This is a genomic window from Salidesulfovibrio brasiliensis JCM 12178 (assembly GCF_001311825.1).
In the GTDB taxonomy this organism is placed as follows: Bacteria; Desulfobacterota; Desulfovibrionia; order Desulfovibrionales; family Desulfovibrionaceae; genus Pseudodesulfovibrio; species Pseudodesulfovibrio brasiliensis.
Window position 1 is genome coordinate 1 of record NZ_BBCB01000046.1, and the last position, 24,039, is coordinate 24,039.

Sequence of the window (24,039 nt, forward strand, 5' to 3'; positions counted from 1 at the left end):
CGCGTCGCCTGTCTGGACGGCGGCGTTGCCGGAGCGCAGCTCGGGCGGCAGGCGTTCGGCATTGACCGTGTCGCCCGCGTACATGATGAACATGCGTTCCACGAAATTCTTCAGTTCGCGCACGTTTCCCGGCCATTCATAGGTCTTGATGCACTCCATGGCCCGCTCGTCAAAGGCCAGCGGCTTGAAGCCGTGACGTCTGACCAGCCCTTCGGTAAAGGCGTCGATGAGCAGCGGTACGTCGCCGGAACGCTCGCGCAGGGGCGGCACTTCCAGCGGAAAAACCTTGAGCCGGTAATAGAGGTCCTCGCGGAACGTCCCGGCCTTGATCTCCTCCTGCAGGTCCTTGTTCGTGGCCGCGATCACGCGCACATCCACGCGGATGGTCTTGCGGCCGCCAACGCGTTCAAAGCACTGCTCCTGAAGGATGCGCAGGATCTTGGCCTGCGTCTTGAGGCTCATGTCGCCTATCTCGTCAAGGAACAGGGTGCCCTGATCGGCCAGCTCGAACTTGCCCACCTGTGCGGATTCCGCGCCGGTGAATGCGCCCTTTTCGTGCCCGAAGAGTTCCGACTCGATGAGTTCCTCGGGTATTGCCGCGCAGTTGACCGCCACCATGGGCTTGTCCGCGCGCATGGACTGCGAGTGCACCGAGCGGGCCACGATCTCCTTGCCGGTGCCGTTCTCGCCGGTGATGAGCACCCATGCGTCCGTGGGAGCCACGCGTTCGATGACCTGACGCAGGTGCTCTATGGCCGGAGATTCTCCGGTGAGGCGGGTGGTGCGGTTGCCGTCGATGCGAGAACGCAGCTCGCGGTTCTCCTGCTTGAGCCGGGCCACTTCCAGCGCGTTGCGGCTGGTGGCCTCGACCTTTTCGAGGGAGAGGGGTTTTTCGATGAAGTCGAACGCGCCGTTCTTGAGCGCGGTGACGGCGGTTTCGATGTTGCCGTGGCCGGAGATCATAATGACCGGCACGTGGGCGTGCTCCTCGTTGATGCGCTCCAGCGCTTCGAGGCCGTCCATGCCGGGCAGCCAGATGTCCAGAAAGATGATGTCGGGGTTTTCCGAGCCCAGCAGTTCGAGGCCGTCCTCGGCGTTGTCCGTGTCGCTGACCTCAAGGCCCTCGTCTTCAAGAATGCCGCGCAGGGAGAAGCGGATGCTTTCCTCGTCGTCGATGATCAGTACCTTGCCGGGCATGGCGTTCTCCGTGAGTGGGTTTGGGGAGGCGTCAGTCTACGGCAAGCCGCCCTGCGATTCAAGGCCGTGACAGAATGTCCGGCAGCGCGTCCTTGAGCATGGGGAAGCGGAACTCGTACCCGGCCTGCTGGAGCCGCTCCGGCAGGGCGAACTGGCCGTTCAGGAGTACCTCGTCCGCCATCTCGCCGAAAAGCATCCGCAGGGCGAAACCGGGCGTACGCAACCAGTGCGGCCGGTTCAGAGTCTCGCCCAGCACCCGCGCGAAGCGGCTGAAGCTCACGGGCGTCGGCGCGGTCAGGTTGTATGGTCCTTGCGTTTCGGGGTGTTCCATGAGGAAGCGGATCGCGCCGACCTCGTCGTGCATGTGAATCCACGACACGCCCTGCTCGCCGCTGCCGATGGGACCGCCCACGAAAAAGCGGAACGGGGGGAGCATTCGTTCCAGCGCGCCCCCCTGACCGAGCACCATTCCGGTGCGGATCATGACCCGGCGAATCCCCATTTCCTCTGCTTCGGCGGTGGAGGCTTCCCACTGCCCGGCCACGTCCGCGAGAAATCCCTCGCCCTGTGCCGTGTCCTCGGTAACGGGCGTGCTGCGGTGGTGGCCGTAGTAGCCAACGGCAGAGCCCTGCACAAAGACGGCGGGTTTTTCGGGGGCCTTGCGCAGCCCTTCCAGCAGGCGTTTCCCCGAGCCGAGGCGGCTTTGCAGGATGCGCTTCTTGACTTCCGGGGTCCAGCGGCCTTCGGCGATGCTTGACCCCGCGAGGTTGACGATGGCCGAGTCTTGGGTGACGAGCGAAGGCCACTCGCCGCCGTCCCAGGTGAAGCCGGAAACGGTTTTCCCGAACACCCTATCTACGGAGTCTGTGCTGCGGGAAATGACCATGACTTCATGGCCGTCGGCCAGAAGTGATGCGGCCAGCGACTGCCCGATGAATCCGGTTCCTCCGGTGATGAACGTACGCATGGGATACCTCCGATGGGAAAGCATACCACGATGCCGGGCGTTTCGCCACGGGGGAGATGTGATTTCGTGAAGGGACGAAGAGTGTTAGCTGACGGGCAGTTCCACCCGCACCACGGTCCCGGCGGGCTTGTTGGCGTGGGCGGTGACGGTCCCCCGGTGGTCGGAGACAATGGAGCGCACGATGGTCAGGCCGAGGCCGGTGCCCCCTTTCTTCTTGGAGAAATAGGGCTCGAACATGCGCGACGCCCCGTCTCTCGGCAGGCCGGTGCCGTTGTCTGCCACGCGGACCACGATGCGGTTCTTGCGCCGTTCATATTCGGCGGTGACGTGTATCTCGCCGTCGCCCCGGCCGTTCAGGGCCTCTTCGGCGTTGGTGAGCAGGTTGATGAAGACCTTGCCGAGGGCTTCGCGGTCGAACGTGATTTCCGGAAGGTCGTTCTTGATGCGAAGGCTCCACTGTACGCCGCGGTGGGTGTTCTCGAACATGCCGACAACCTCTTCGAGCAGCGGGCCGAGCCTGCCCTGCCTGAGCTGCACTTCCGGCAGCTTGGCGTAGGCCGAGAACTCCGAGACCATCTGCTGGAGCCGCTCCACCTGACTGACGATCAATCCCGTGCAGTCGTCGAAGACCTTGTTGTCCACATCGTCGCCGAACTTGCGCTGGAGCCGTTGGGCAGAGAGCTTGATGGGCGTGAGCGGGTTCTTGATCTCATGGGCGATGCGCCGGGCCACTTCGCGCCACGCCGCCAGCCGCTGGATTTTTTCCAGCTCGGTGATGTCCTCGAACACGGCCACGGTGCCCACCTCGGAGCCGGGCGTGCCGGGCAGCGCCACCACGTTGATGAGCAGCTTGCGCACTCCATCCGGGGTTTGCAGGTCGAGCTGACGCTGCCACTGCTCGCCGGGGTTCTTGCCCACGGTGTCGAGGGCCTCGCGCATGATGTCCGCGAACTCGCCGGAAAGCAGGGTGTGCGGCTTCTTGCCGATGAGAAATTCCGCTGGTGTGCCGAGAATCTGCTCGGCAGCGCGGTTCACGGTCCCGATGCGGCCCGAGGCGTCCATGGAGATGACGCCCGAGGTGATGTTGTTGAGCACCGCCTCGATGTATCGGCCGCGTCGTTCCAGCTCCTGATTCTGCTTTGCCAGACGTTCGCCCGCCTTGGTCTCGTTCTCGCGGGCAAGCTCTAGGTCTTCGGTCATGCGGTTGAACGAGCGCACGAGGAAGCCCAGCTCGTCGTCAGAGCGGTCTTCAAGGCGTACGGAGAGGTCGCCGCGCGCAATGCGTTCGGTGCCTGCGGCCAGCGCCTGCACCGGGGCCGAGAGCTCTTTGGCCAGCCGGAAGCCGAACCAGATGGAGCCGAGGATGATGAGCATGGTCATGACCCCGAGGGTCAGATAGAGCGTCATTTTCCACGGGTATTTGAGTGTCTTGAGCTTCTTGTATTCGTCGAGGCCGCGCACGATCCTGTCCAGCTTGTGCAGCAGGCCGCGCCCGCCGGTCTCCCCGAGCACGAGAAAGCCCGTCTTGCCGTCGTCTACGGGCGTGACCCCGACGATGAGGTCGCTTTGCGGGGTGGGGATGATGGTGGACCACTGGCGCGGATCGGCCTTGAGGCCTTCCCAGTCGATCTTTTCCTTGATGGCGGGCCACGCCTTTTCCCACTGGGCGGAGTAGTGGGTGTTCTGAACCGTGCCGGTGGGCGTTATCACCCCCACGAGGCTGAGGTCGTACTCCTCGAACTTCTCGCCGAGCAGGGTGTTCATGCCCTTGCCGCCCCATGCGTACTGGCGCTGGACGACTTCGTCGATCATGTTCTTGCCGCGCCGCTGCAGGCGGTCCTGCGCCGAGCCGTAGAACGCGCGGCCCAGTTCAAGAGCCTGCTCCATGGACTCCTCCACCTGCCCCTTGAACCAGTAGTCCACAGAGGTCTGTACGAACTTCACGCTCACGAGAAACATGAGCACCGTGGGGATGAGGGAGAGGGATATGAAGGCCAGCACCAGCCGGGTTCTGAGCTTGGAGCCCAGCACGCGGCGGCGGCGTTCCAGCAGCAGCTTGACGCCGTTTCTGGTGACGATGAACAAGACCACCAGCAGCAGGATGAAGTTCAGGTTCAGCAGGCCGAGGAAGAGGTAGGAGTTGCCCCCGAGATACTTGAGTTCCACCCACGTCAGCACCGCGATGAGCGCGAAGCAGACCCCGGCGGCGATGAGTTCGCGTTTTCTGCGGCGGCGCTCCCGCTGGTCCACCTTGTCGATCTTGATGTATTCGCGCGGCATGGCTAGTACCGGAATTCAAGGGTGGAGGTCACGGTGGGGCCGCCTCGCCATGACCAGAACAGAAACGTCCGGGTAAACCAGTCCGGCACGTCCAGAGGCGTGAGCGCGGCTTCCACTTCCAGCAGATAGCTGTTGCCGCGCACGAGTTCGCTCCAGGGGCACAGCGGGATGGAGAACTGCTTCCAGCCTCGATTGAGCAGGGGCACAAGCTCCGTGGCCCGGTCGGGCTGGCTCTTGCCGGGCAGCGTGAGCACGTATTCCTTGGCCAGCGCGTCGTAGTGCAGGGTGGCCTCGAAGCGTCCGTCGCCGAGCGGTTTGTTGAAGAAATACTGTCTGGACTGCTCGATGGCGGCCCGGCAGACAAGCTTCAGGGGCACGCCGTTTCGCAGGGTCTCGGCGATTTCCTCGGCTCCGGTGAGCGTGACGCCGAACTCCGCGGCCAGCGTATCGCCCACCTTGGTGGCCGAAACCGAGTCGAGGCTGATGACCTGCGCACGGGCCGGAAGGGCTGCAAACGCGGCCCACGCGGCAAGCACGGTCAGAAGAAGCAGCGCGCGTAACTTCATATAACAGGGTGGTATCAGCAGCCGGGGGAAAGGACAAGCAGGCAGGTTCGCCGTTGCCACCGGGGCGCGAGCGGGCTATGGTCCCGGGCCTACGGGTGTCGAAATACTTGAACGACAAAGCTGTTCCGGCTACGTTCCGTCATGACCCCGAAACGACCACCCGTCTCAACGAGACACCATGAGGACGCATGAGCAGAACCCGCACCCCGCGCCCGCTTCCGGTTTCCCGGCTGCGAGCCGCCCTTGATCCGGAAAAGATTCCCTTTGAAACCAGCGACGAAATCCCGGACAGGGATCCCACGCCTTCGTTCCAGCCCCGCGCCATGAAGGCGCTGGAACTCGCGCTGGCGGTCAAGGGCAATGAATATAACGTCTATGTGGCTGGCGAGCCCAACATGGGACGCACCCATTTCGTGAAGACCTTTCTCGGCAAGCGCGCCAAAAAAGCGCCAACCCCGGCGGACTGGGTCTATCTGTATAACTTTGAGGACGAGGACCGGCCCGTGGCCGTGTCCCTGCCCGCAGGCATGGGCCGCAAGTTCAAGAACGCCCAGCAGAAGGCCGTGAGCCGCCTCAAGTCCGAGGTGCCTGCCCGTTTCGACGAGGAGTCCTTTCAGAAAAAGCACGAACGGCTGCTCAAGAAGTTCAGCCAGCGCCGCGACGAGCTTTTTGCCCGCATGGAGGAGGAAGCCGAAAAGGCGGGCTTCCGCCTGACCATTGATGAAGACTCGGTCATCACATTGGCCCCGCTGGTGGACGGCAAGCCGCTGCAGGATAGCGACTACGACACCCTCGACTCCAAGGTTCGCAAAAAGCTCAAGGAACAGGGCGAGGTGCTGCTGGACAAGCTCTCGGGCGACCTGAGGAGCATCAACCAGAACGAGCAGGTGCTCAAGAAGAACGAGGACGATCTGCACCGCGAGACCGCCCGGGCCGTGCTGCGCGAATGCATGGCCCCGGTGCGCGAGCAGTTCGACGCCGTGAAGGGCCTGCCCGACTATTTCGATGCCCTTGAGGACTGTGTGGTTGAGAACGTGGACCAGTTCCAGAGCCGCGAGGTGCCCTCGCACCCGCTGTTCATGGATTCGTCCGGCGGCGGTGAGGACTTCTTCACCCGCTTCGAGGTGAACCTTTTTGTGGATAACGGCCGCAGCAAAGGCGCTCCGGTCATCCTCGAAGACCACCCCACGGCATTCAACCTGCTCGGCTCCATTGAGCGCGAAACCGAGATGGGCGCGCTCTACACCGACTTCACGCTGGTCAAGGCCGGGGCCCTGCAGAAAGCCAACGGCGGGTTCCTGATAATCAACGTGGAAGACCTGCTGACCAACCCGCACTCGTGGGAAGGGCTATTGCGCGCGCTGCGTGCCGGGAACGCCCGCATCGAGGACCCGGTGGAGCCGGATCAGGTTCGCGCCCGGACCATCGAGCCGCAGCCCATCCCCATCGAGCTGCGCGTCATCCTCATCGGCACGGACGTCAACTACGAGCTTATGCTCTACAATGACGACCGGTTCGCCAAGTATTTCAAGGTGAAGGCGCATCTGCAATCCACCTGCAAACGCGACGCTGCCCATGTGAAACGCTACCTGCAGGCCATCGGCAGGGTTGCGAGGCAGGATGAGTCCCTGCCGCTTTCCCGAGGCACCCTCGCCGGACTGGTGGACTTCGGCTCCCGGCTGGCCGAGGACCAGAAGCGGCTTTCGCTCTACTTCCCGCTGCTTCGCGAGCGCGTGGTCGAAGCCTCGGCCATGGCCCGGTTGCGCGGGGCCGAAAGGGTGGAGGCCGACGACCTCGCCCGCTCGCTCGACGACCGCGACTATCGCTCCAATCTCTATGAAGCCGAATTCATGTCCGACTATGACCGCGAGGTCATCAAGGTGGCCACGGGCGGCACCGCCGTGGGCGAGGCCAACGGGCTCTCCGTGACCCAGTTCGGGGACCACGAGTTCGGCCTGCCGCACCGCATCGCATGCCGCGTTGGCGTGGGGCACGGCGGCATCATCGACCTTGAGCGGGAGGCCCAGCTAGGCGGTCCCATTCACACCAAGGGCATGATGATCATCAAGAGCTACCTCGTGGGCCTTTTTGCCCAGAACAAGCCCATCGTCATGACCGGGAGCCTGTGCTTCGAGCAGTCCTACGCGGGCATCGAGGGCGATTCAGCCTCGGGCGCGGAATTGGCTTCGCTGCTTTCCGCCCTGTCCGGCGCGCCCATCGACCTCTCCTACGCCTTTACCGGCGCGGTCAGCCAGAGCGGCTGCATCATGGCCGTGGGCGGGGTCAACGAGAAGGTCGAGGGCTTCCACAAGGTCTGCAAACGGCGCGGCCTGACAGGCAAGCAGGGCGTGCTCCTCCCTGCGGACAACGTGGTCAACCTCATGCTGCGCGACGACGTGGTGCGCGACGTGGAAGCCGGGCTGTTCGCCATATACCCGGTCTCCACCATCGAGCAGGCCATGCGCATCCTTACCGGGGTGCCGACAGGGACGCTGGGCAAAAACGGAACCTATCCGGCCGGAACGCTCTTTCGCATGGTGGACGACCGTCTGGCCGAGCTGGCCGAACTGGCCAGGAAAAAAAGCAAGTAGGGAGGAAGCATGTCCCGAAGCTGGATACGGGGAAAGCTGCCGGAGTTTGTCCGAGACCTCTTTCGCAATTTCTGTCAGGCGTCCGTGGCGCTCAACCGGGAGTTCGAGAGCTTTGACAGGGAAGGCGTGGTCTGCTTTGAGCAGCTGCGCGACCTTGTGGGCACCGAGATGGACAAGGGACTGCTCTGGCGCATGAAGGACACGGCCCACCACGTGTTTCGCAACGACCCCGAACAGCCTGCCGAGGGACGTTTTCTCGACTGGGCCATGGGCTACATTTTTCACGAAACCGTCAAACTCCGCGAGGACGCGTACCAGCGGCAGAACTACGGCCCGTGGCTTCGGGAGATCATGGAAGAGCAGACACCCGGTCCACAGCAGGAAATCTCCGGCAATCTGGCCGAGGTTCTCGACCAGACCCGCGAAAGCATGCGCCGTGAAATCGACCGCATACGGTTTTTTATGGACAACTGCCGCACCCTGTTGCCACCATACCTTTCCCGGCACCGGGAAAACGTGCTGCTTGCGCGGTTCATCGTTTCGCAGGAGCCGCTGGTCGTGGAGGCTTTCGGCAGTGATTACGATATGTTGATTGATGGCGTCTACGCCGGTGAGCCCGAGTTGATGTACGTTCTCGCTTCCCGCAGCCTGCGTATGGGCGGCTGGCTTGAGGAGGCCCGGCGGGCGCTGGATACTGCCCTGCAGCTTTCTCCCGAGGGGAAATTGGTGTTGCAAGAAAAAAAAAATAATTGATAATTGGGCCAGTAGGATCAAATCCTGAGATTGAAGATTGAGAATTCAAAGGTGTGCCAATCATACCAAGAGGAGGCCGTTGATGAAGAAACTGTTGCTGCTGGCTATCGCCTGCATGATGATTTTCGCTTGGGGTTGCTCCAAGAAGGTGAATCCCGAGCCGGAAGTCGTCGTTGTTGAAGAGGAAACTGTTGTTGAAGAAGTTGTGGTCGATCCCATGGCCGTCTACAAATCCCAGTACGACAGCCTGCCGACCATGCATACCGTCGCCAAGGGCGAATGCCTGTGGTGGATCGCTGAATACAAGCAGATCTACAACGATCCCTTCATGTGGCCCCTCATCTTCAAGGCCAACCGTGACAAGATCGACAACCCGGACCTGATCTACCCCGGTCAGCAGTTCGAAGTGCCGCGTTACGGCTACACCCTCGACGAAGTCAAGGAAGCCCGCAAGTCCGCCGGTGCCCCGTGGAAGCAGCTCGAGCCCGGTCCGGACACCTGGATCCCGGCCGAAATGCGCGCCGCTCTCGGGTACAGCTTCTAGGCTGACCGCAGAATAGAGTTTGAATAAGCCTCTGCCTTCACGGCAGGGGGCTTTTTCGCGTGTTTCCATTCCACAGAGAGGCAGGTGAATGCCATTGACAGCCCCGTCCCTGCGGAGCAGACTTCGTACATGTTCCTCTCGGAAGTCATCGCGGAAGACCGCATCCGAAAAGCCCTTGAGCAAGGGCAGTTCGAAAACCTCGAAGGCATGGGCAAGCCTCTGCCGCACGACGAGGCCGCCCATCTGCCACCTGAAATTCGGTTGGCCTATCGTATGCTCAAGACGAGCGGCTACATCGACGACCCCAAGGCTCTGGAAAAGGAAATCGTGCGCGTACAGGACCTGCTGGAGCATCTTGAGGACGAATCCGAACGCTACCGCCAGATGCAGAAGCTCGAAGTGCTGACCATGCGCATGGAGCGCGTCACAGGGCGTCCTGTCCGGCTCGACGACGACTATTACGACCGTGTCGTGCACCGGGTCCGCGTGTCTGAAAAATAGCCCTCTCCGGACTCAGCCTGTATAGGCACCCCGCCACCCTACCCAACTCTCCGGCCCATTCTCGTCATTTCGCTGATAACACACTTGGATTGCTGCGTTTTCTTCTCTTCAACTATTCAGATGAAAAACGCCTCGAGAAGCCGGTGGACGCTTTCCTTACGGAAAACATTTTTTTTTCAAAATGTATGGAATGCGCAATTTCCAACGTGTTTATTGAAAAATTGGACAATATATAGTGATTTTTGTTGTGGAATTTTTGACAGAACAACGCTATGTGTCCCGCGAACTGCAACCTGCAGGTTGCGTTGTCAAGAGGTTGACATCATTGCTGCGGATGAAAAAAGCCTTTTGATAACAGCCAGTTGAAGAGGGAAGAGATTGCGGCCTGAAGGCCGGTCCGGAAAGGTTCGGGACGTTCGGAGGAGAAAGTCGCCCTAACGCGAAACAGCGCGAACGGATTGGAAAGGGTCGCACGCGTATTCGGCCGGATGGCCGTGCACACCTGTAAAACCAAAGGGGACACACGTGCAACAGATCGAAAGCTTCATCAACTTCATCGGCGGATACGTCTGGGGCTGGCCCATGCTGATCCTGCTGGTCGGCACAGGCGTCTGGCTGACCATCATTCTCAAGGGGCTCCAGTTCCGCGAGCTCTGGTACTCCCTTTACCTTGCCCTCATCAAACGCGAAGAGGCTGACGCCGACAAAGGCGACATCTCCAACTTCCAAGCACTCATGACCGCGCTCTCCGCCACCGTCGGAACCGGGAACATCGCTGGCGTGGCCACCGCCATCTCCATCGGCGGTCCCGGCGCGCTGTTCTGGATGTGGGTCACCGGCCTGGTCGGCATGGCCACCAAGTACGGCGAAGCCGTGCTGGCCGTGAAATACCGCATCACCGACGAAAACGGCGAAATGGCCGGCGGACCCATGTACTACCTCGAACGCGGCCTCGGCATGAAATGGCTCGGCACCGCGTTCGCCGTCTTCGCGGCAGTGGCCGCCTTCGGCATCGGGAACATGGTGCAGTCCAACTCCGTGGCAGACGCCGTGGAAGCCACCTTCGGCATCCCGCACATCTACGTGGGCGTGGTTCTCGCCGTACTGACCGGCATGGTCATCCTCGGCGGCATCAAAAGCATCGGCCGCGTCACCGGCGTGCTCATTCCCATCATGATCATCTTCTACCTCGCCGGTGCCGTCATCATCGTCGCCATGAACCTCGACAAGGTTCCCGGCGCGTTCGCCCTGATCTTCGAACACGCCTTCAACCCCACCGCCGCAGGCGGCGGTTTCGCCGGTGCCACCGTCATGATGGCCATGCGCTTCGGTATCGCCCGCGGCGTCTTCTCGAACGAATCCGGCCTCGGCTCCGCGCCCATCGCCGCAGCTGCCGCCAAGACCAAGCACCCCGTCGATCAGGCGCTGGTCTCCATGACCCAGACCTTCATCGACACCATCGTGGTCTGCACCCTGACCGGACTGATTCTGGTCATGTTCAACTGGAACTCCGGCCTCGAAGGCGCCGAACTGACCACCGCAGCCTTTGAAATGGGCTTCTCCGGCGGCCAGTACATCGTCACCCTCGGCCTCATCCTTTTCGCCTACTCCACCATCCTCGGCTGGAGCTACTACGGCGAAAAGTCCATCGAATACCTCTTCGGCACCAAGCTGATCACCCCCTACCGTGTACTCTTCATCATTGCAGTACTGGTCGGTTCCTCCCTGAAGGTCAGCTTCGTCTGGGCCCTGGCCGACTGCTTCAACGGCCTGATGGCGGTTCCGAACCTCATCGGCCTGCTCATGCTGTCGCCGGTCATCGCCTCCGAAACCAAGGAATACTTTGAACGGAAAAAGGCAGAAGACGCGGCTTGCAAAGCAAACCGCTAACCCTGCCGCCTCGAGTAAGGGCCGCCCATCAGGGCGGCCCTTTTTTTGCCTCCGGCGGCCCTCCGGGGGCTTAAACCCTATTCCAAAAGGGTTTAAGAATCCCAAAACGCTTTGGCTTGCCTTCGGCGGAGCTAGCCGGGCACGTAAGATTTTCGCTTGCAGCAAACGCCTTTAAGATAGGGAGTGCAGAGGGGATTATCCCCTTTGCCGGGTGCAGGGCAGCGCCCTGCCCGCCGGAGGCCTCTTTGATTCGTACCAACGACAAAGCCCCCGCTCTCATGAGAGCGGGGGCTTTGTCGTTTCAGTTGAATGCGAGTTATTCGTCGATAGGCTTGCTGAACTTGCAGCCTTTTTGCGGGCAGGCGAGCACTTCGCCTTTGTCCTTGAGGAATTTTCGGACGAGGATCGGGTGGCTGCATTCGGGGCAGCTTTCTGCCACGGGCCAGTCCCAGACAGCGTATTTGCAGCCGGGGTACTCGCTGCAGGAGTAGAATATTTTTCCTCTGCGGGAGCTTTTTTCGACCAGTTCGCCTTTGCAGCCTTCGTTGGGGCATTTGACGCCTGTGGAGTAAGGCTGGGAGTAGGTGCAGTCGGGGTAGTTGGCGCAGGCGATGAAGCGCGAGCCGGTGCGGGCCTGTTTGAGGTGCAGTTCGCCGCCGCAGTCCGGGCAGACGCCTACGACTTGCGGTTTTTCGGATTCGACGATGCGTATGGAGCCGTCGTCCTCGCGCACGAAGTTTTTGATGTTTTTGCAGTCGGGGTAGCCGGTGCAGCCGAGGAACTCGCCGCGGCGGCTGCGCTTGATGGCCATGGGGCGGCCGCATTTGTCGCAGTCCACGCCCAGCTCTTCGGGCGCGGGCTCCTTGACGACCTCGATCTCGCCTTTTTCGTTTCGCTTGAAATTCTTGATGTTCCGGCAGGCCGGGAAGCCGCTGCAGCCGAGGAATTCGCCAGTTTTTCCGAATTTGATGGTCATGGGCTTGCCGCATTGGTCGCAGACCACGCCGGTATCCTGCACGCTGCGGCCCATGTCTTTCTTGGCCTTGTCCAGCGTGGGGTTGAAGTCGCCGGTGAACTCGCTCAGGAGCTGTGCCCAGTCGAGGCGGCCGTCGGCCACGTCGTCGAGCTTGTTTTCCATGTCTGCGGTGAAGCCCACGTCCATGAGTGCCTGAAAGTGTTCGGAGAGCTGATCGCTGACCACGAAGCCGAGCTCGGTGGGCGCGAATTTGCGCTCTTCCAGCAGCGCGTATTCCCGGTCGAGCAGGGTGGAGATAATGGCTGCGTAGGTGGACGGGCGGCCGATGCCGAGTTCTTCCAGCGTGCGGACGAGTGAGGCTTCGGAGTAGCGCGGCGGCGGCTGGGTGAACTTCTGTTCCTTGTTGAGGTCCTTGAGTTCGAGCGCTTCGCCCACGGTGAGCTTGGGCAGGTCGATGGTTTCGCCCACGGGGGACTTTTCCATGACCGCGAGGAAGCCGGGGAAGAGCAGGCGTTCGCCCTTGGCGCGCCACAGGGTGTTGCCGTTCTTGGCGGTGACGGTGGTATCCCAGAATTTTGCCGCAGCCATCTGGGAGGCCATGAACCGTTCCCAGATGAGCTTGTAGAGCCGGAACTGCTCGGAGGGCAGGTGCGGTTTGACCACTTCCGGGGTCAGGGTCGGGTCGACGGGGCGGATGGCTTCGTGCGCGTCCTGTGCGCCGCCCTTGGTCTTGAAATTTCGGGTCTTGGACGGATAGTGGTCCTTTCCGAAGCGTTCAAGGATGAGGCTCTTGGCGGATTGTTGGGCATCCTTGGCGATGCGTACGGAGTCGGTACGCATATAGGTAATGAGCGCGGTGGTGCCGCGTTTGCCGAGTTCGACACCTTCGTAGAGGCGCTGGGCCACGCTCATGGTGCGACGGGCCGAGTAGCCGAGGCGCTGGTTGGCGTCCTGCTGCAGGGTCGAGGTGATGTAGGGCGGCCGGGGCTGGCGGGAGCGCTGTTTTTCCTGCACGTCGTCCACGATGAACTGGCCGGAGTTGAGCGCCTCTTCGAGCGCTTGGCCTGGTCTTCGGTGGTGACGTGGTGGCCGCCGGGCTTGACGGCCTTGCCGTCCAGCTTCCACAGCTCGGTCCAGAACGGCGGGGGATTCTCGCCGGAAAGTTCTGCCTTGAAGGGCCAGTATTCCTGCGGCACGAAGGCGCGGCGTTCCTTTTCCCGCTCCACGAGGAGCTTAAGCGCCACGGACTGAACGCGCCCGGCGCTGATGCCGCGCTTGACGTTCTTCCAAAGGATCGGGGAAATCTTGTAGCCCACCAGCCGGTCGAGGATTCGGCGGGCCTGCTGGGAGTCGAAGAGCTGCTCGTTGAGCGGCTGTGCCTGCTCCAGCGCTTCCTGCACGGCGCGCTTGGTGATTTCGTTGAACTGGATGCGGCTGATCTCGGCGCTTTCGTCCTTGATGAGCTCGGCCACGTGCCAGGCAATGGCCTCGCCCTCGCGGTCGGGGTCAGGCGCAAGGAAGACATGGCGGGCCTTCTTGGCCGCCTGCTTCAGCTTTTTGACCACGTCTTCCTTTCCGGGAATGACCTGGTACTGGGGGGTGAATCCGTTGTCCTCGTCCACGCCGAGGTCGCGGGCGGGAAGGTCTCGCACATGGCCGACGGAGGCTTCCACCATGTAGTCCTTTCCCAGGAACTTACTGATGGTTTTCACCTTCGCGGGGCTCTCAACAATGATCAAATCCTTTGGCATGGTGTGCAGACGTAACCATTAACGCCCCGTCTGGCAAGCCCTGTCAGCATTCGTGTCATGATTTTCGCATGACGGCGTTGACCTTTCCCTCTGCTGACGGCACATTTTTGCCTTGGAGGTTCAGCATGTACATAGGTTCGCACATGTCCATTGCCGGGGGGCTGCACAAGGCCTTCGAGCGTATTCGCGCCGTTGACGGAACGGCCCTGCAGATATTCACCCGTAACCAGCGGCAGTGGAAGATTCCACCGCTTACCGACGAAATGGTGGAGGACTTCAAGGCCGCGTGGCGTGACTGGGGTGACTATCCGGTGGCCGCGCACGACTCCTATCTCATCAATCTGGCCAGTCCCAAGAAGGACGCGGTGGAGAAGTCGCTTGCCGCATTCACTGAAGAACTCCGGCGCTGCGAGCGGTTGGGCATCCCGTGGCTGGTGACGCATCCGGGGTCGCATCTGGGCAAGGGCGTGGATGAGGGCATCCGGCGGTATGTGGAGAATCTCGACGAGGCCATCCGGCAGTCGGAGACCGGGGACGTGACCGTGCTCCTCGAGACCACGGCAGGGCAGGGCAGCAACCTCGGCTCCTCGTTTGAGGAGCTGGCGCGAATCATCGAGCCTCGGCATTCCCGGACCGGCTGGGCGTCTGCTACGACACCTGCCACACCTTTGCCGCAGGATACGACATCCGCACGCCCGAGGCATACGCCGAGACCATGGACCGCTTCGACGCGACCGTCGGGATTGACAGGCTGCGGTTCTTTCATCTCAACGACTCCAAAACGCCGCTCGGGTCCAACAAGGACCGGCACGATCACATCGGCAAGGGCGAGCTGGGCAAAGAGGCGTTCAGGAACATCGTCAATGACGAGCGCTTTCGGGATGTGGGCATGAGCCTTGAGACCGACAAGGGCGACGATCTTGAAGAGGACCGCATGAATCTGGCGGTGCTCAGGGAGCTGATGGACTGATTGTCGGGCAGTAGGAATAGAGAATCCTGTCCACGGTTCCGTCTTTTCGCAGGCGTTCCAGCTCTTCGATCAGGGCCGTGTCCCGTTGCGGATTTTTGCTGCTGCGGGAAAAGGCGAAGTAGACGTTGTTTACGGCCACCACATACGGCAGCGGGCGGATTTCGTCCGTCAGCCCTTGCGTCTTGAGGTAGTGCATGCAGTCAGCCAGCGCGCAGACGTAGTATTCGGTGAAGCCGCGCTGGAGCCGCGAGAAGGAGAGTTCCTTGGTTGTCACCTGCGTCAGGTCCAGATTCTTGCGGGCGTATTCGTCGAAGTCGTCGCCGTAACTGCCGCCAAGGGGCCGATCGCCCTTTTTCCCTTTCAGGTCGTCAAGGCTGTCCATCTTGAACGGCTCGGTCACGAAAATTCGTATCTCATCCTTGAACACGGGCTTGGAGTAGCGCAACGCCTTGGAACGGCTCTCGGTCCAATATATGCCGCAGAGTACGTCCACGTCTCCGTGTTGCAGGTTGTCCAGCGCCCGTTTCCACGGGTAATCGGCAAAGATCAGGCTCAGGCCGAGGTTGTCGCAGGCCAGTTGAAGGATGTCGTGCAGTACGCCTGTGACCTTTCCGTTTGTCTGGTCCAGCATCAGGTATGGCCGCCAGCCCATGGCCCCGGACGCCACGACCACGCCGTCATCCGCCCGTGCCGGAGCGGGGCAGAGGGTGAGAACGAAGAACAGGATCACGATGAACAGCCGTTCCATTGGACTCCTCTGAGTTTTCATACGGAGCACCATACACGCCGGTTTTTTTCAAACGTATGATAATCCTATTTGACACCCGGTTTCACAGCGTGATAGCCCGTAGAAAATGACCAACGGTCACTTTTTGACCGCTGGTCACAAATCGGGCCGAAAACACGGAATCGGGAATGAGTACGAAGCAGCAGGAAAAGTCGCTCCAAACCATGCGGGAGCTTATGGACAGCGCACAGGCGCTGTTCAACAGCAAGGGGTTCGCCAAGACCACGGTGGCGGAGATCACCGACGGTGCCGGGTACGCCAAGGGCAGCTTCTACCGTCACTGGAAGAGCAAGGACGAACTCTTTCTGGACATTCTGGCCGCCAAGCTCGGCAACTACCGCGAGGAACGCGCCCGGCGAATCGGCGAGGCCGAGACGCTGGAGGACGTGCTCGACGTGATCTGGGATTTTCTGGACACCATCGTGGGCGACCGCAACTGGTCCAAGGTGTTTCTCGAGTTCACGGTCCACGCGGCCGGAGACTCCGAGCTGCGGCGCAAGCTGAACAAGAGCATCTACCGTCTCTCGAACGACATTTTTGCGGAGATGGTCGGCAGCCACGTCATCTCGGGCTACTCGGCCAAGAAGCTCGGCGCGCTCAACACCGCGCTCTTTGAAGGATTCCTGATTCACGACCTGTTGGAAACCGGCGAGCTGTCCCGCGAGGACGTCCGCCGCGCGGCCCTGACCATGATACGCACGCTGGCAATCAGCGGCGAGGCAAGTTCATAAAAGGAGAGGATCATGAAAAAAGGCGTTCTGCTGGCCGCTCTGGCCGCACTGCTGATGCTGGCCGCCCCGGCCGCGGCCGGGACCATGCTGACCTACAGCAACTTCTTCCCGCCCACCCACATCCAGTCCAAGCTGGCCCATGAGTGGGCCAAGGAAGTGGAGAAGCGTTCCGGCGGCGAGGTCATGGTCCAGTACTTCCCCGGCGGCACCCTGACCAAGGCCCGTCAGGCTTACGACGGCGTGGTGCAGGGCATCAGCGACATCGGCATGTCCGCGCTGGCCTACTCGCGCGGCCGGTTCCCGGTCATGGCCGCGGTGGACCTGCCGCTGGGCTACACCTCGGGCGTGGGCGCCACCAGTGTTGCCAACGAGGTCTACAGACATTTCAAGCCCGAGGAACTCAGTGACGTGAAGGTCCTTTACTTCCACGCGCACGGTCCCGGCATCCTCTTCACCAAGGGCAAGAAGGTCGAGAAGCTCGAAGACCTTCAGGGCCTCAAGGTCCGTGCCACGGGCAACAGCGCCAAGCTGGCCGCGGCCCTCGGTGCCACTCCGGTGGCCCAGTCCATGCCGGACGCCTACCAGTCGCTTCGCAAGGGCGTGGTGGACGGCGGGTTCTACCCCATGGAGACCAACAAGGGCTGGAAGATGGCCGAAGTTGTGGACTACTGCACCGAGTCTTACCCGGCTGCATACACCACCACCTTCTTCGTGGTCATGAACAAGGCCAAGTGGGACGCGCTGTCCGACAACGCCAAGAAGGTTCTTGAAGAAGTGAGCGCCGAATGGTCCGTGAAGCACGGCGAGGCGTGGGACAGCTCGGACGAGGAAGGACGAGAGTACTTTGTCGAGAAGGGCGGCTCCTTCATTCCTCTGAGCAAGGCCGAGGGCAAGCGCTGGCAGGACGCCGCGCGCCCGGTAATCGACCAGTACATCGAGGAAACCACCGCGAAGGGTCTTGACGGCAAGGCCATCGTGGATTTCACCGAACGCTCCCTCAAGAGCGCTCAATAGGAACGGGAATTCCGTGAACGCCCTGACCTCCACCCTGAGCGTGATCGAACGGGCCATGCGCGCGCTGGCGGCTTGCTGCCTCGCGTGCATGGCCCTGATCACCGTCATCGACGTCACCGGACGCGCGTTCGGGCACCCGCTCTTCGGCTCCGAGGAGATCACCGCCTTTCTCGCGGCGCTGGCCGTGGCCATGAGCCTGCCGTACGCCCACAGCCAGCGCAGCCACATCGCGGTGGAGCTCTTTTACGTCAGGCTCGGTCGCACGGCGCGCACGGCGGCGTCGCTGCTGACGGGCACGCTCTCGCTGGCCGCCTTCGGCGTCCTTTCGTGGCGCATGGCCCGCTTCGCCCTGACCACCCGCGAGTCCGGCGAGGTCTCCATGAACCTCGGCCTGCCCGAGTGGATGGTCATGGGCGCGGTGGCTCTCGGCTGCGCCGTCTTCACCCTCATGATCCTGCGCGACATCCTGCGCCTCGTCACCGGAGTCGAACAAGCATGATCGATCCCCTGTTTTCCGGCATCATCGGCATCGTGGTCATGCTCGGCCTCATGGCCCTGCAGATGCCCGTGGCCTACGCATGATGCTCACCGGCGCGGTGGGCTTCGGCCTGCTCATCTCCCCGCAGGCCGCACTGAGCCTGTTGCCGCGCGAGATTTACTCCACCTTCGCCAATTACGATCTTTCCACCATCCCGCTGTTCATCCTCATGGGGCAGGTCGCCTTTCACGCCGGGATCAGCAAGCGGCTCTACGAGACCGCCTACCATTTTCTCGGCCACATCCGGGGCGGGCTGGCCATGGCCACGGTCTCGGCCTGCACCGCGTTCGGCGCGGTGTGCGGCTCCAGCCCGGCCACGGCTGCCACCATGTCCTCGGTGGGTATTCCGGAGATGAAACGCTACGGCTATGCGGATTCGCTGGCGGCCGGGGCCGTGGCCTCGGGCGGCGGACTGGGCATGATCATGCCCCCCAGCGTGGTGCTCATCGTCTATGGCGTGCTCACCGGCCAGTCCATCGGCAAGCTCTTCGTGGCGGGCATCATCCCCGCCGTCATCCTCACCGCGCTCTTCATCGTCGCCATTGCCGGGGTCTGCATGCGCAATCCCGACGCAGGCCCGTGCGGCGAGCGCTACGACTGGCCCGCGAGGCTACGCTCACTCGGCGGCCTGTCCGATACCATCATCGTGTTCGCGCTGGTCATCGGCGGCATGTTCAAGGGGCTGTTCACGCCCACCGAAGCCGCGTCCATCGGCGTGGCCGGGGTGCTCGGCGTGTCGGTGATCCGCAGGCGCATCAGCTGGAGCGGGTTCGTGCAGTCGCTGCAGGAGACGCTGCGCACCTCATGCATGGTCATGATGCTCATTGCAGGGGCCGTGGTCTTCGGCAAGTTTCTGGCCGTGACCCGCATCCCCTTTGACATGGCGGGGCAGGTGGCCGGGCTGGACCTGCCGGGCTGGGCCGTGATGACCGCCATCCTCGGCATCTACTTCCTCGGCGGCTGCTTCATGGACTCGCTCGCGCTGGTCATGCTCACCGTGCCGGTCTTCTTTCCGGTGGTGCTTGGCCTCGGGTACGACCCCATCTGGTTCGGCGTGGTCATCGTGCTCGTCACCGAGATGGGCGTCATCACGCCGCCCGTTGGCATCAACGTCTACGTGGTCTACGGCATGACCAGAAAGATCGCGCCGACCATCGCGCTGGAATCCATTTTCAAGGGCATCCTGCCCTTCCTGCTGGCCATCATCCTCGGCATCGCCGTGCTCTTCGTGCTGCCGCAGGCCGTGCTCTGGCTGCCGGGGCTCATGGACTGATCCCTGACCAAACGAAAAAAACGCCCGCTCCCTTAAAAGGGAGCGGGCGTTTTGCTGTTGATGACGTATCCCTAGGCCGGGCCGCAGAATGTGTTCATGGAGTACTCCTGCCGTTCGCGGTACTCCTCCTGCTTGCCCTTGTTCCAGCGACTCACCGGGCGGTAGTAGCCCACCACGCGGGTGTAGACCTCGGTCTCCGAGCCGCAGTCCGGGCAGTCGAAGTGTTCGCCGTAGATGTAGCCGTGATCCTTGCAGACCGAGAAGGTCGGCGTCACCGAGATGTAGGGAATCTTGGTCTTGGTCATGGCCTTGATGAGGAAGCTCTTGACGCTTTCCTCGTCCGGGGCTGCCTCGCCGAGGAAGGTGTGGAACACGGTGCCGCCGTTGTAGAGCGTCTGGAGGTCGTTCTGGTGCTCCAGCGCGGTGATGACGTCCGCGGTCACGCCCACCGGCAGCAGGGTGGAGTTGGTGTAGTACGGCACCTCTTCGCCGGAGGTGTAAATGTCGTTGTAGAGTTCCTTGTCCACCTTTGCCAGACGGTAGCAGGTGCCTTCGCCGGGCGTGGCTTCGAGGTTGTAGAGGTGCCCGGTCTCTTCCTGAAACTGAACCACGAGGCGGCGCAGGTGGCGCAGCACGCGCTGCATGAGGCGCGACCCTGCCTCGGACTCGATGCCCTTGCCCAGCATGTTCATGCAGGCTTCATGGCCGCCGATGAGGCCGATGGTGGAGAAGTGGCCCTTGAAGCCGTTCTTCAGGTAGCGGCGGGAGAACGGGAACATGCCCGCCTCGAGGTTGTGCTCCACGATCTTGCGCTTGTACTCCAGCGACTGCTTGGCAAGCTCAGCGTATTCGGTAATCAGCTCGATGAAGTCCTCCTCGCTGTGGGCGAGATAGGCGAGCTTGGGCAGGTTCAGGGTCACGACGCCGATGGAGCCGGTGAGGTCGCCCGCGCCGAAGAGACCGCCGGTCTTCTTGCGGATTTCGCGCAGGTCCATCTGCAGGCGGCAGCACATGGAGCGAACGTCCTCGGGGTTGATGTCCGAGTTGATGAAGTTCTGGAAGTAGGGCGCGCCGTACTTGGCGGTCATCTTCAGCAGCAGCTTTCCTTCCTCGGATTCCCACGGAAAGTCTTCGGTGACGTTGTAGGTGGGAATGGGGAAGGAGAAGATGCGTCCGTCCGCGTCGCCTTCGATCATGACTTCGAGGAAGGCGCGGTTCAGCATGGCCATTTCCTCGGCGTATTCGCCGTAGGTGGTGTCCTGCAGCTCGCCGCCCACGATGATGGGTTCCTTGGCGATGTGCGCCGGGGGCACGAAGTCGAAGGTGAAGTTGGTGAACGGACTCTGACCGCCCCAGCGGGAGGTGGCGTTCAGGTTGTGCAGGAGTTTCTGCACCTGCTGCTTCACGGTGGCGTAGTCCAGCCCGTCGAGCCGGATGAACGGCGCGAGATAGGTGTCCACGTTGTTGAAGGCCTGCGCCCCGGCCCATTCGTTTTGCAGGGTGCCGAGGAAGTTGACGATCTGCCCGCAGGCCGCGTCAAAGTGCTTGGCCGGGGTGGAGGAGCAGCGGTCGCGCAGGTTGAAGCCTTCCAGCAGCAGGTCGCGCAGGCTCCAGCCGGAGCAGTACCCGGCAAGGCCGAAGGAGAGGTCGTGGATGTGGAAGTAGCCGTGGTTGTGGGCTTCGCGAACTTCCTCGGGATACTTCTCCAGCACGTAGCGGGCCTGCACTGATCCGGCCATGTGCAGGATGAGGCCCTGAAAGGAGTGGACCATGTTGGAGTTCTCGTTCACGCGCCAGTCGATCTGGTCGAGGTAGCTGTCGGTCACGCGGCCGATGTCGAGGAACGCCTCGTTCTGGGTGCGCAGCTCGCGGCGTTTTTCGCGGTAGATGATGTAGCGTTCGGCCACCTTGTAGAGCCGGGCTTCCATGAGCACCTGCTGGACCATGTCCTGCACCTGTTCCTGCTCGGGAACGTCCACGTTGGCGAGTTTTTCCTCCACCTTGCGGGCCAGCCGGGTGGCCAGCAGCGGGTCCTTGATGTCGCTGCCCTTGAGGGCCTTGAAAATGGCGTCCCCGATGCGCTTGTTGGACCAGGTTTCGATGCATCCGTCGCGTTTCTTGATCTGAATCGGCATTCGTCTCTCTGTGCGGTCGTTTGAGGTGTCGTTAGAGCGGAAAAAACGCCGGTCTTTCGAGCGGCGTTGGACTGTCGCGGGCTGCCTTCCGTCCGAGCATGCTCGGCATCCGGTGCAGCGGTATTGTTGCTTTTTTCGTCGCGGAAGAGGCGGAAAAACGGTCGGAACGATTCTGCCGAACCGGACGCGCACCGCCTTGGCGTCGCGAGAGGTGGAGACTATCCCAACGGCCTTTCGACCGCAAGGGGGCAAAGGCAACTGATTGGTTACGAAAGCGGGTTTTGGATGCAACCTACCGGGATGCCATGAGGTCCGGACGAACCTCCCCGAGCAGCCGCCCGATGGCCTCCATCATCTCCTGCCTGAGGATCGGTTTCATGATGAAATCGCCGATGCCGATCTCCCGGATGCGCTCGTAGCTGACGGCCTCTGAGAAGCCGGTGCAGAGAATGACCGGGATGCCCGGCCGGATGGCGAGCATTTCCTTTGCCAGCTCCAGCCCGGTCATGTTGGGCATGGCCTGGTCGGTGATGACGAGGTCGAAGTCGTCCGCGCGGTAGCGGAAGGCTTCCAGCGCCTCGATGCTGCTGGTGCGGGTCACGACCTCGAAGCCCATGCCCTCGAGCATCTCCTTGCCGATGTCCACAAGGGCCTTTTCGTCGTCCACGAAGAGGATGCGGCCCTTGGTGAAGACGAGTTGCGGCAGGGGCTCGGTGCGCGGACGCTCCAGCGAGGGGGTGCGGGGCAGAAAGACGTGAAAGACCGTTCCCTTGCCCGGCGCGCTTTCGGCGATGATGTGCCCGTCGTGGCGTTTGACGATGCCGTGGACCATGGCCAGCCCCATGCCGGTGCCTTCACCCGGTCCTTTGGTGGTGAAGAAGGGGTCGAAGATGCGCTCCATGGTCTCGGCGTCCATGCCCGGCCCGTCGTCGCGCACGGTGATGCGCACGAACCATTCCGGCTTGCCCTGATCGCGCGGGGGAACAGGACCTCCGCCGTCCGCGTCCGCCATCTCCACCTCCACGGACCCGCCGGTCTGGGCCATGGCCTGTGCGGCGTTGGTGCAGAGGTTCAGCATGATCTGGTGAATCTGCGTGGCATCGGCCATGACGTTGTCGTCCGAGGCCGTGATGTTCAGGTTCAGGGCGATGTTCGCCGGCAGGCTGGACCTGAGCATCTTCAGGGCCTCCTTGAGCAGCGGCGAGAGATTCATGGGCTGGCGTTCTTCCGGGCTCTGGCGGCTGAAGTTGAGGATCTGGGTCACGAGGTCGCGGGCGCGTCTGCCTGCCGATATGATTTCACCCACCCTGCGGGCCAGTCCGGAATCCTCTTCTGCCGAGCCCTCGATGATTTCGGCATAGCGAGGATCACGCCGAGGATGTTGTTGAAGTCGTGAGCGATGCCGCCCGCCAGCGTGCCGAGGGACTCCATCTTCTGGGCCAGCCGGAGCTGGCGTTCCAGGTGTTTTCGCTCGGTGATGTCGAAGAAATAGCCGCGGACTTCGGTGTAGGAGTCGTTGGTCTCCACCGCGTCGATGTTGGCGAGTATCTGGCGCGAGGCCTGCCCCGCACCGATGGAGAGTTCATATCCGGGCAGCTTGCGCTTGCCCGCAAGAAGCGTCTGCAACGGCTCCTCGGCCCCGGTTTTGTTCCACAGCTCAAAGATGTTGCCCCCTCTGGCGTCGTGCGCCGAGGCAAAGCCGAACAGTTCGGCAAAGGCTTCGTTGCAGTCAAGAATCCGGCCGTCGGACGCGGCCACGAAGTTCCCGGTGATGTTCTTCTCGAAAAGGATGCGGTAGCGCTCTTCGCTGGCCTTGAGGTCCTTGAGCACGGCCGCGCGCTTGGCGATGTCGTCCAAAAGCCGCCGGTTGGCCTTGTTGAGCTCCTCGGTGCGCGCCTCCACCACCTGCGTCAGAGTCTCGTTCAGTTCCCGGAGCCGGGTCTCGGTGCGCCACTTGCTGCACAGGGAGATGGCCACCTGACGGAACTCCTGCGAACGAAACGGTTTTTGCAGATAGAGGAGTTTTTCCGGGGGCTGAACGCGGCGGTTGATTTCGGTGAGCGGCACGTTGGAGGCAGAGGAGAGCATCAGGATTTCGATGTCCTCGTCCATGTCGCGGATCATCTCGGCGGTCTCGATGCCGTCCATGCCGCCGTCGAGACGGATTTCCACCACTGCCAGCGCAAAGGGGACGCCGTTGTTCACGGCCTGCGAGAGTGCGGACAGGGCTTCGGTGCCGGTGCGGACGCGGACCATCTCGTAGCGGGCGGAATCCGCGCCGTCTCCGGGAGCCGCGCCGGAGCGCTGGTCGAAGAGGCTTTCGAGCGCTTCGGGGTTGTGCCCCTCGTAACAGAGGATGTCCCTGTAGAGGGTGAGCGCGTCCCTGTCCGGGTCAACCGCCAGCACGCGGAAGGTATTTGTCTCGGGTGCGGTCAACGCGGGCTCCTCGTATTCGAGTATGGAGGGATGTCCATCCTTTACCGGAATATATTGGAACGAGCGGAAAAAAGTGAAGGGGCGGAACGGCGGGCGCGCCCGGCCGGTAAGTCCGGGCCGGGCGCGCGCCGCTTCTGGC

At 62.1% G+C, this 24,039-nt stretch carries 17 protein-coding genes and 3 pseudogenes; 11 read left to right on the forward strand and 9 right to left on the reverse strand.

Features of this window, described 5'->3' with window-relative positions; all coding sequences use genetic code 11:
* From JCM12178_RS11310 to JCM12178_RS11325, 4 genes are all read right to left on the reverse strand, one after another.
* Window positions 1-1,197, reverse strand: a 1,197-nt coding sequence (locus tag JCM12178_RS11310) for a sigma-54-dependent transcriptional regulator (RefSeq protein WP_054651463.1), incomplete at its 3' end; no start/stop codon positions are given.
* Window positions 1,198-1,255: 58 nt separating this feature from the next.
* Window positions 1,256-2,164: a TIGR01777 family oxidoreductase gene (locus JCM12178_RS11315; protein ID WP_054651465.1), complete on the reverse strand. Its 909-nt coding sequence runs from the start codon at window positions 2,162-2,164 to the stop codon at window positions 1,256-1,258.
* 84 nt (window positions 2,165-2,248) lie between these two features.
* A complete protein-coding gene (locus JCM12178_RS11320) occupies window positions 2,249-4,444 on the reverse strand; it encodes a sensor histidine kinase (RefSeq protein ID WP_054651467.1) in 2,196 nt (731 codons plus the stop codon).
* Window positions 4,445-4,446: 2 nt separating this feature from the next.
* Complete coding sequence (locus JCM12178_RS11325) at window positions 4,447-5,010, reverse strand: DUF4390 domain-containing protein (RefSeq protein WP_054651469.1); 564 nt, start codon at window positions 5,008-5,010, stop codon at window positions 4,447-4,449.
* Window positions 5,011-5,198: 188 nt separating this feature from the next.
* Between JCM12178_RS11325 and JCM12178_RS11330 the strand changes: the two genes are divergently transcribed.
* From JCM12178_RS11330 to JCM12178_RS11350, 5 genes are all read left to right on the forward strand, one after another.
* Entirely contained in the window at window positions 5,199-7,601 is a 2,403-nt protein-coding gene (locus JCM12178_RS11330) for a Lon protease family protein (protein WP_054651471.1), read from the forward strand.
* Between the two features lie 9 nt (window positions 7,602-7,610).
* On the forward strand, window positions 7,611-8,354 hold the full coding sequence (locus JCM12178_RS11335) for a hypothetical protein (protein WP_369404513.1): 744 nt from the start codon (window positions 7,611-7,613) through the stop codon (window positions 8,352-8,354).
* 82 nt (window positions 8,355-8,436) lie between these two features.
* Window positions 8,437-8,898 (forward strand): LysM peptidoglycan-binding domain-containing protein, encoded by a 462-nt coding sequence (locus tag JCM12178_RS11340; protein ID WP_054651473.1) that lies wholly within the window; start codon window positions 8,437-8,439, stop codon window positions 8,896-8,898.
* Between the two features lie 84 nt (window positions 8,899-8,982).
* Window positions 8,983-9,399, forward strand: a complete 417-nt coding sequence (locus JCM12178_RS11345; protein WP_245628736.1) for a DnaJ family domain-containing protein — start codon at window positions 8,983-8,985, stop codon at window positions 9,397-9,399.
* Window positions 9,400-9,933: 534 nt separating this feature from the next.
* Window positions 9,934-11,289, forward strand: coding sequence for an alanine/glycine:cation symporter family protein (locus tag JCM12178_RS11350; RefSeq protein WP_488199682.1), 1,356 nt, complete (start codon window positions 9,934-9,936; stop codon window positions 11,287-11,289).
* Between the two features lie 316 nt (window positions 11,290-11,605).
* On the opposite strand, the pseudogene topA reads toward JCM12178_RS11350, so the two are convergent.
* A pseudogene (topA, locus tag JCM12178_RS11355) lies at window positions 11,606-14,016 on the reverse strand (type I DNA topoisomerase).
* Window positions 14,017-14,159: 143 nt separating this feature from the next.
* Between topA and JCM12178_RS20970 the strand changes: the two are divergent.
* Together JCM12178_RS20970 and JCM12178_RS20975 are read left to right on the forward strand one after the other, a co-directional pair.
* Window positions 14,160-14,573, forward strand: a pseudogene (locus JCM12178_RS20970) (TIM barrel protein); the annotation flags it as partial.
* A gap of 128 nt (window positions 14,574-14,701) precedes the next feature.
* Window positions 14,702-14,986 (forward strand): TIM barrel protein, encoded by a 285-nt coding sequence (locus tag JCM12178_RS20975; protein ID WP_369404516.1) that lies wholly within the window; start codon window positions 14,702-14,704, stop codon window positions 14,984-14,986.
* On the opposite strand, the gene JCM12178_RS11365 is transcribed toward JCM12178_RS20975, so the two are convergent.
* A complete protein-coding gene (locus JCM12178_RS11365) occupies window positions 14,967-15,734 on the reverse strand; it encodes a substrate-binding periplasmic protein (RefSeq protein WP_054651477.1) in 768 nt (255 codons plus the stop codon). The two genes, JCM12178_RS20975 and JCM12178_RS11365, sit on opposite strands and share 20 nt — an antisense overlap.
* A 167-nt stretch (window positions 15,735-15,901) precedes the next feature.
* Here JCM12178_RS11365 and JCM12178_RS11370 point away from each other — a divergent pair, with 167 nt between their 5' ends.
* From JCM12178_RS11370 to JCM12178_RS11385, 4 genes and pseudogenes are all read left to right on the forward strand, one after another.
* Window positions 15,902-16,504 (forward strand): TetR/AcrR family transcriptional regulator, encoded by a 603-nt coding sequence (locus tag JCM12178_RS11370; RefSeq protein ID WP_054651479.1) that lies wholly within the window; start codon window positions 15,902-15,904, stop codon window positions 16,502-16,504.
* Between the two features lie 12 nt (window positions 16,505-16,516).
* Window positions 16,517-17,518: a TRAP transporter substrate-binding protein gene (locus tag JCM12178_RS11375; protein ID WP_054651481.1), complete on the forward strand. Its 1,002-nt coding sequence runs from the start codon at window positions 16,517-16,519 to the stop codon at window positions 17,516-17,518.
* 13 nt (window positions 17,519-17,531) lie between these two features.
* Window positions 17,532-18,017, forward strand: a complete 486-nt coding sequence (locus JCM12178_RS11380) for a TRAP transporter small permease (RefSeq protein ID WP_054651483.1) — start codon at window positions 17,532-17,534, stop codon at window positions 18,015-18,017.
* Window positions 18,017-19,329: pseudogene (locus tag JCM12178_RS11385) on the forward strand (TRAP transporter large permease). Before JCM12178_RS11380 ends, JCM12178_RS11385 begins: the two are co-directional and overlap by 1 nt.
* A 71-nt stretch (window positions 19,330-19,400) precedes the next feature.
* Here the strand turns inward: JCM12178_RS11385 and JCM12178_RS11390 are convergent.
* From JCM12178_RS11390 to JCM12178_RS20985, 3 genes are all read right to left on the reverse strand, one after another.
* Complete coding sequence (locus JCM12178_RS11390) at window positions 19,401-21,464, reverse strand: ribonucleoside triphosphate reductase (RefSeq protein ID WP_054651485.1); 2,064 nt, start codon at window positions 21,462-21,464, stop codon at window positions 19,401-19,403.
* A gap of 292 nt (window positions 21,465-21,756) precedes the next feature.
* Window positions 21,757-22,770, reverse strand: coding sequence for a hybrid sensor histidine kinase/response regulator (locus tag JCM12178_RS20980; RefSeq protein WP_369404514.1), 1,014 nt, complete (start codon window positions 22,768-22,770; stop codon window positions 21,757-21,759).
* The coding region (locus JCM12178_RS20985; RefSeq protein ID WP_369404515.1) for a PAS domain S-box protein at window positions 22,725-24,039 on the reverse strand (1,315 nt) is incomplete at its 5' end. The genes JCM12178_RS20980 and JCM12178_RS20985, both read right to left, overlap by 46 nt.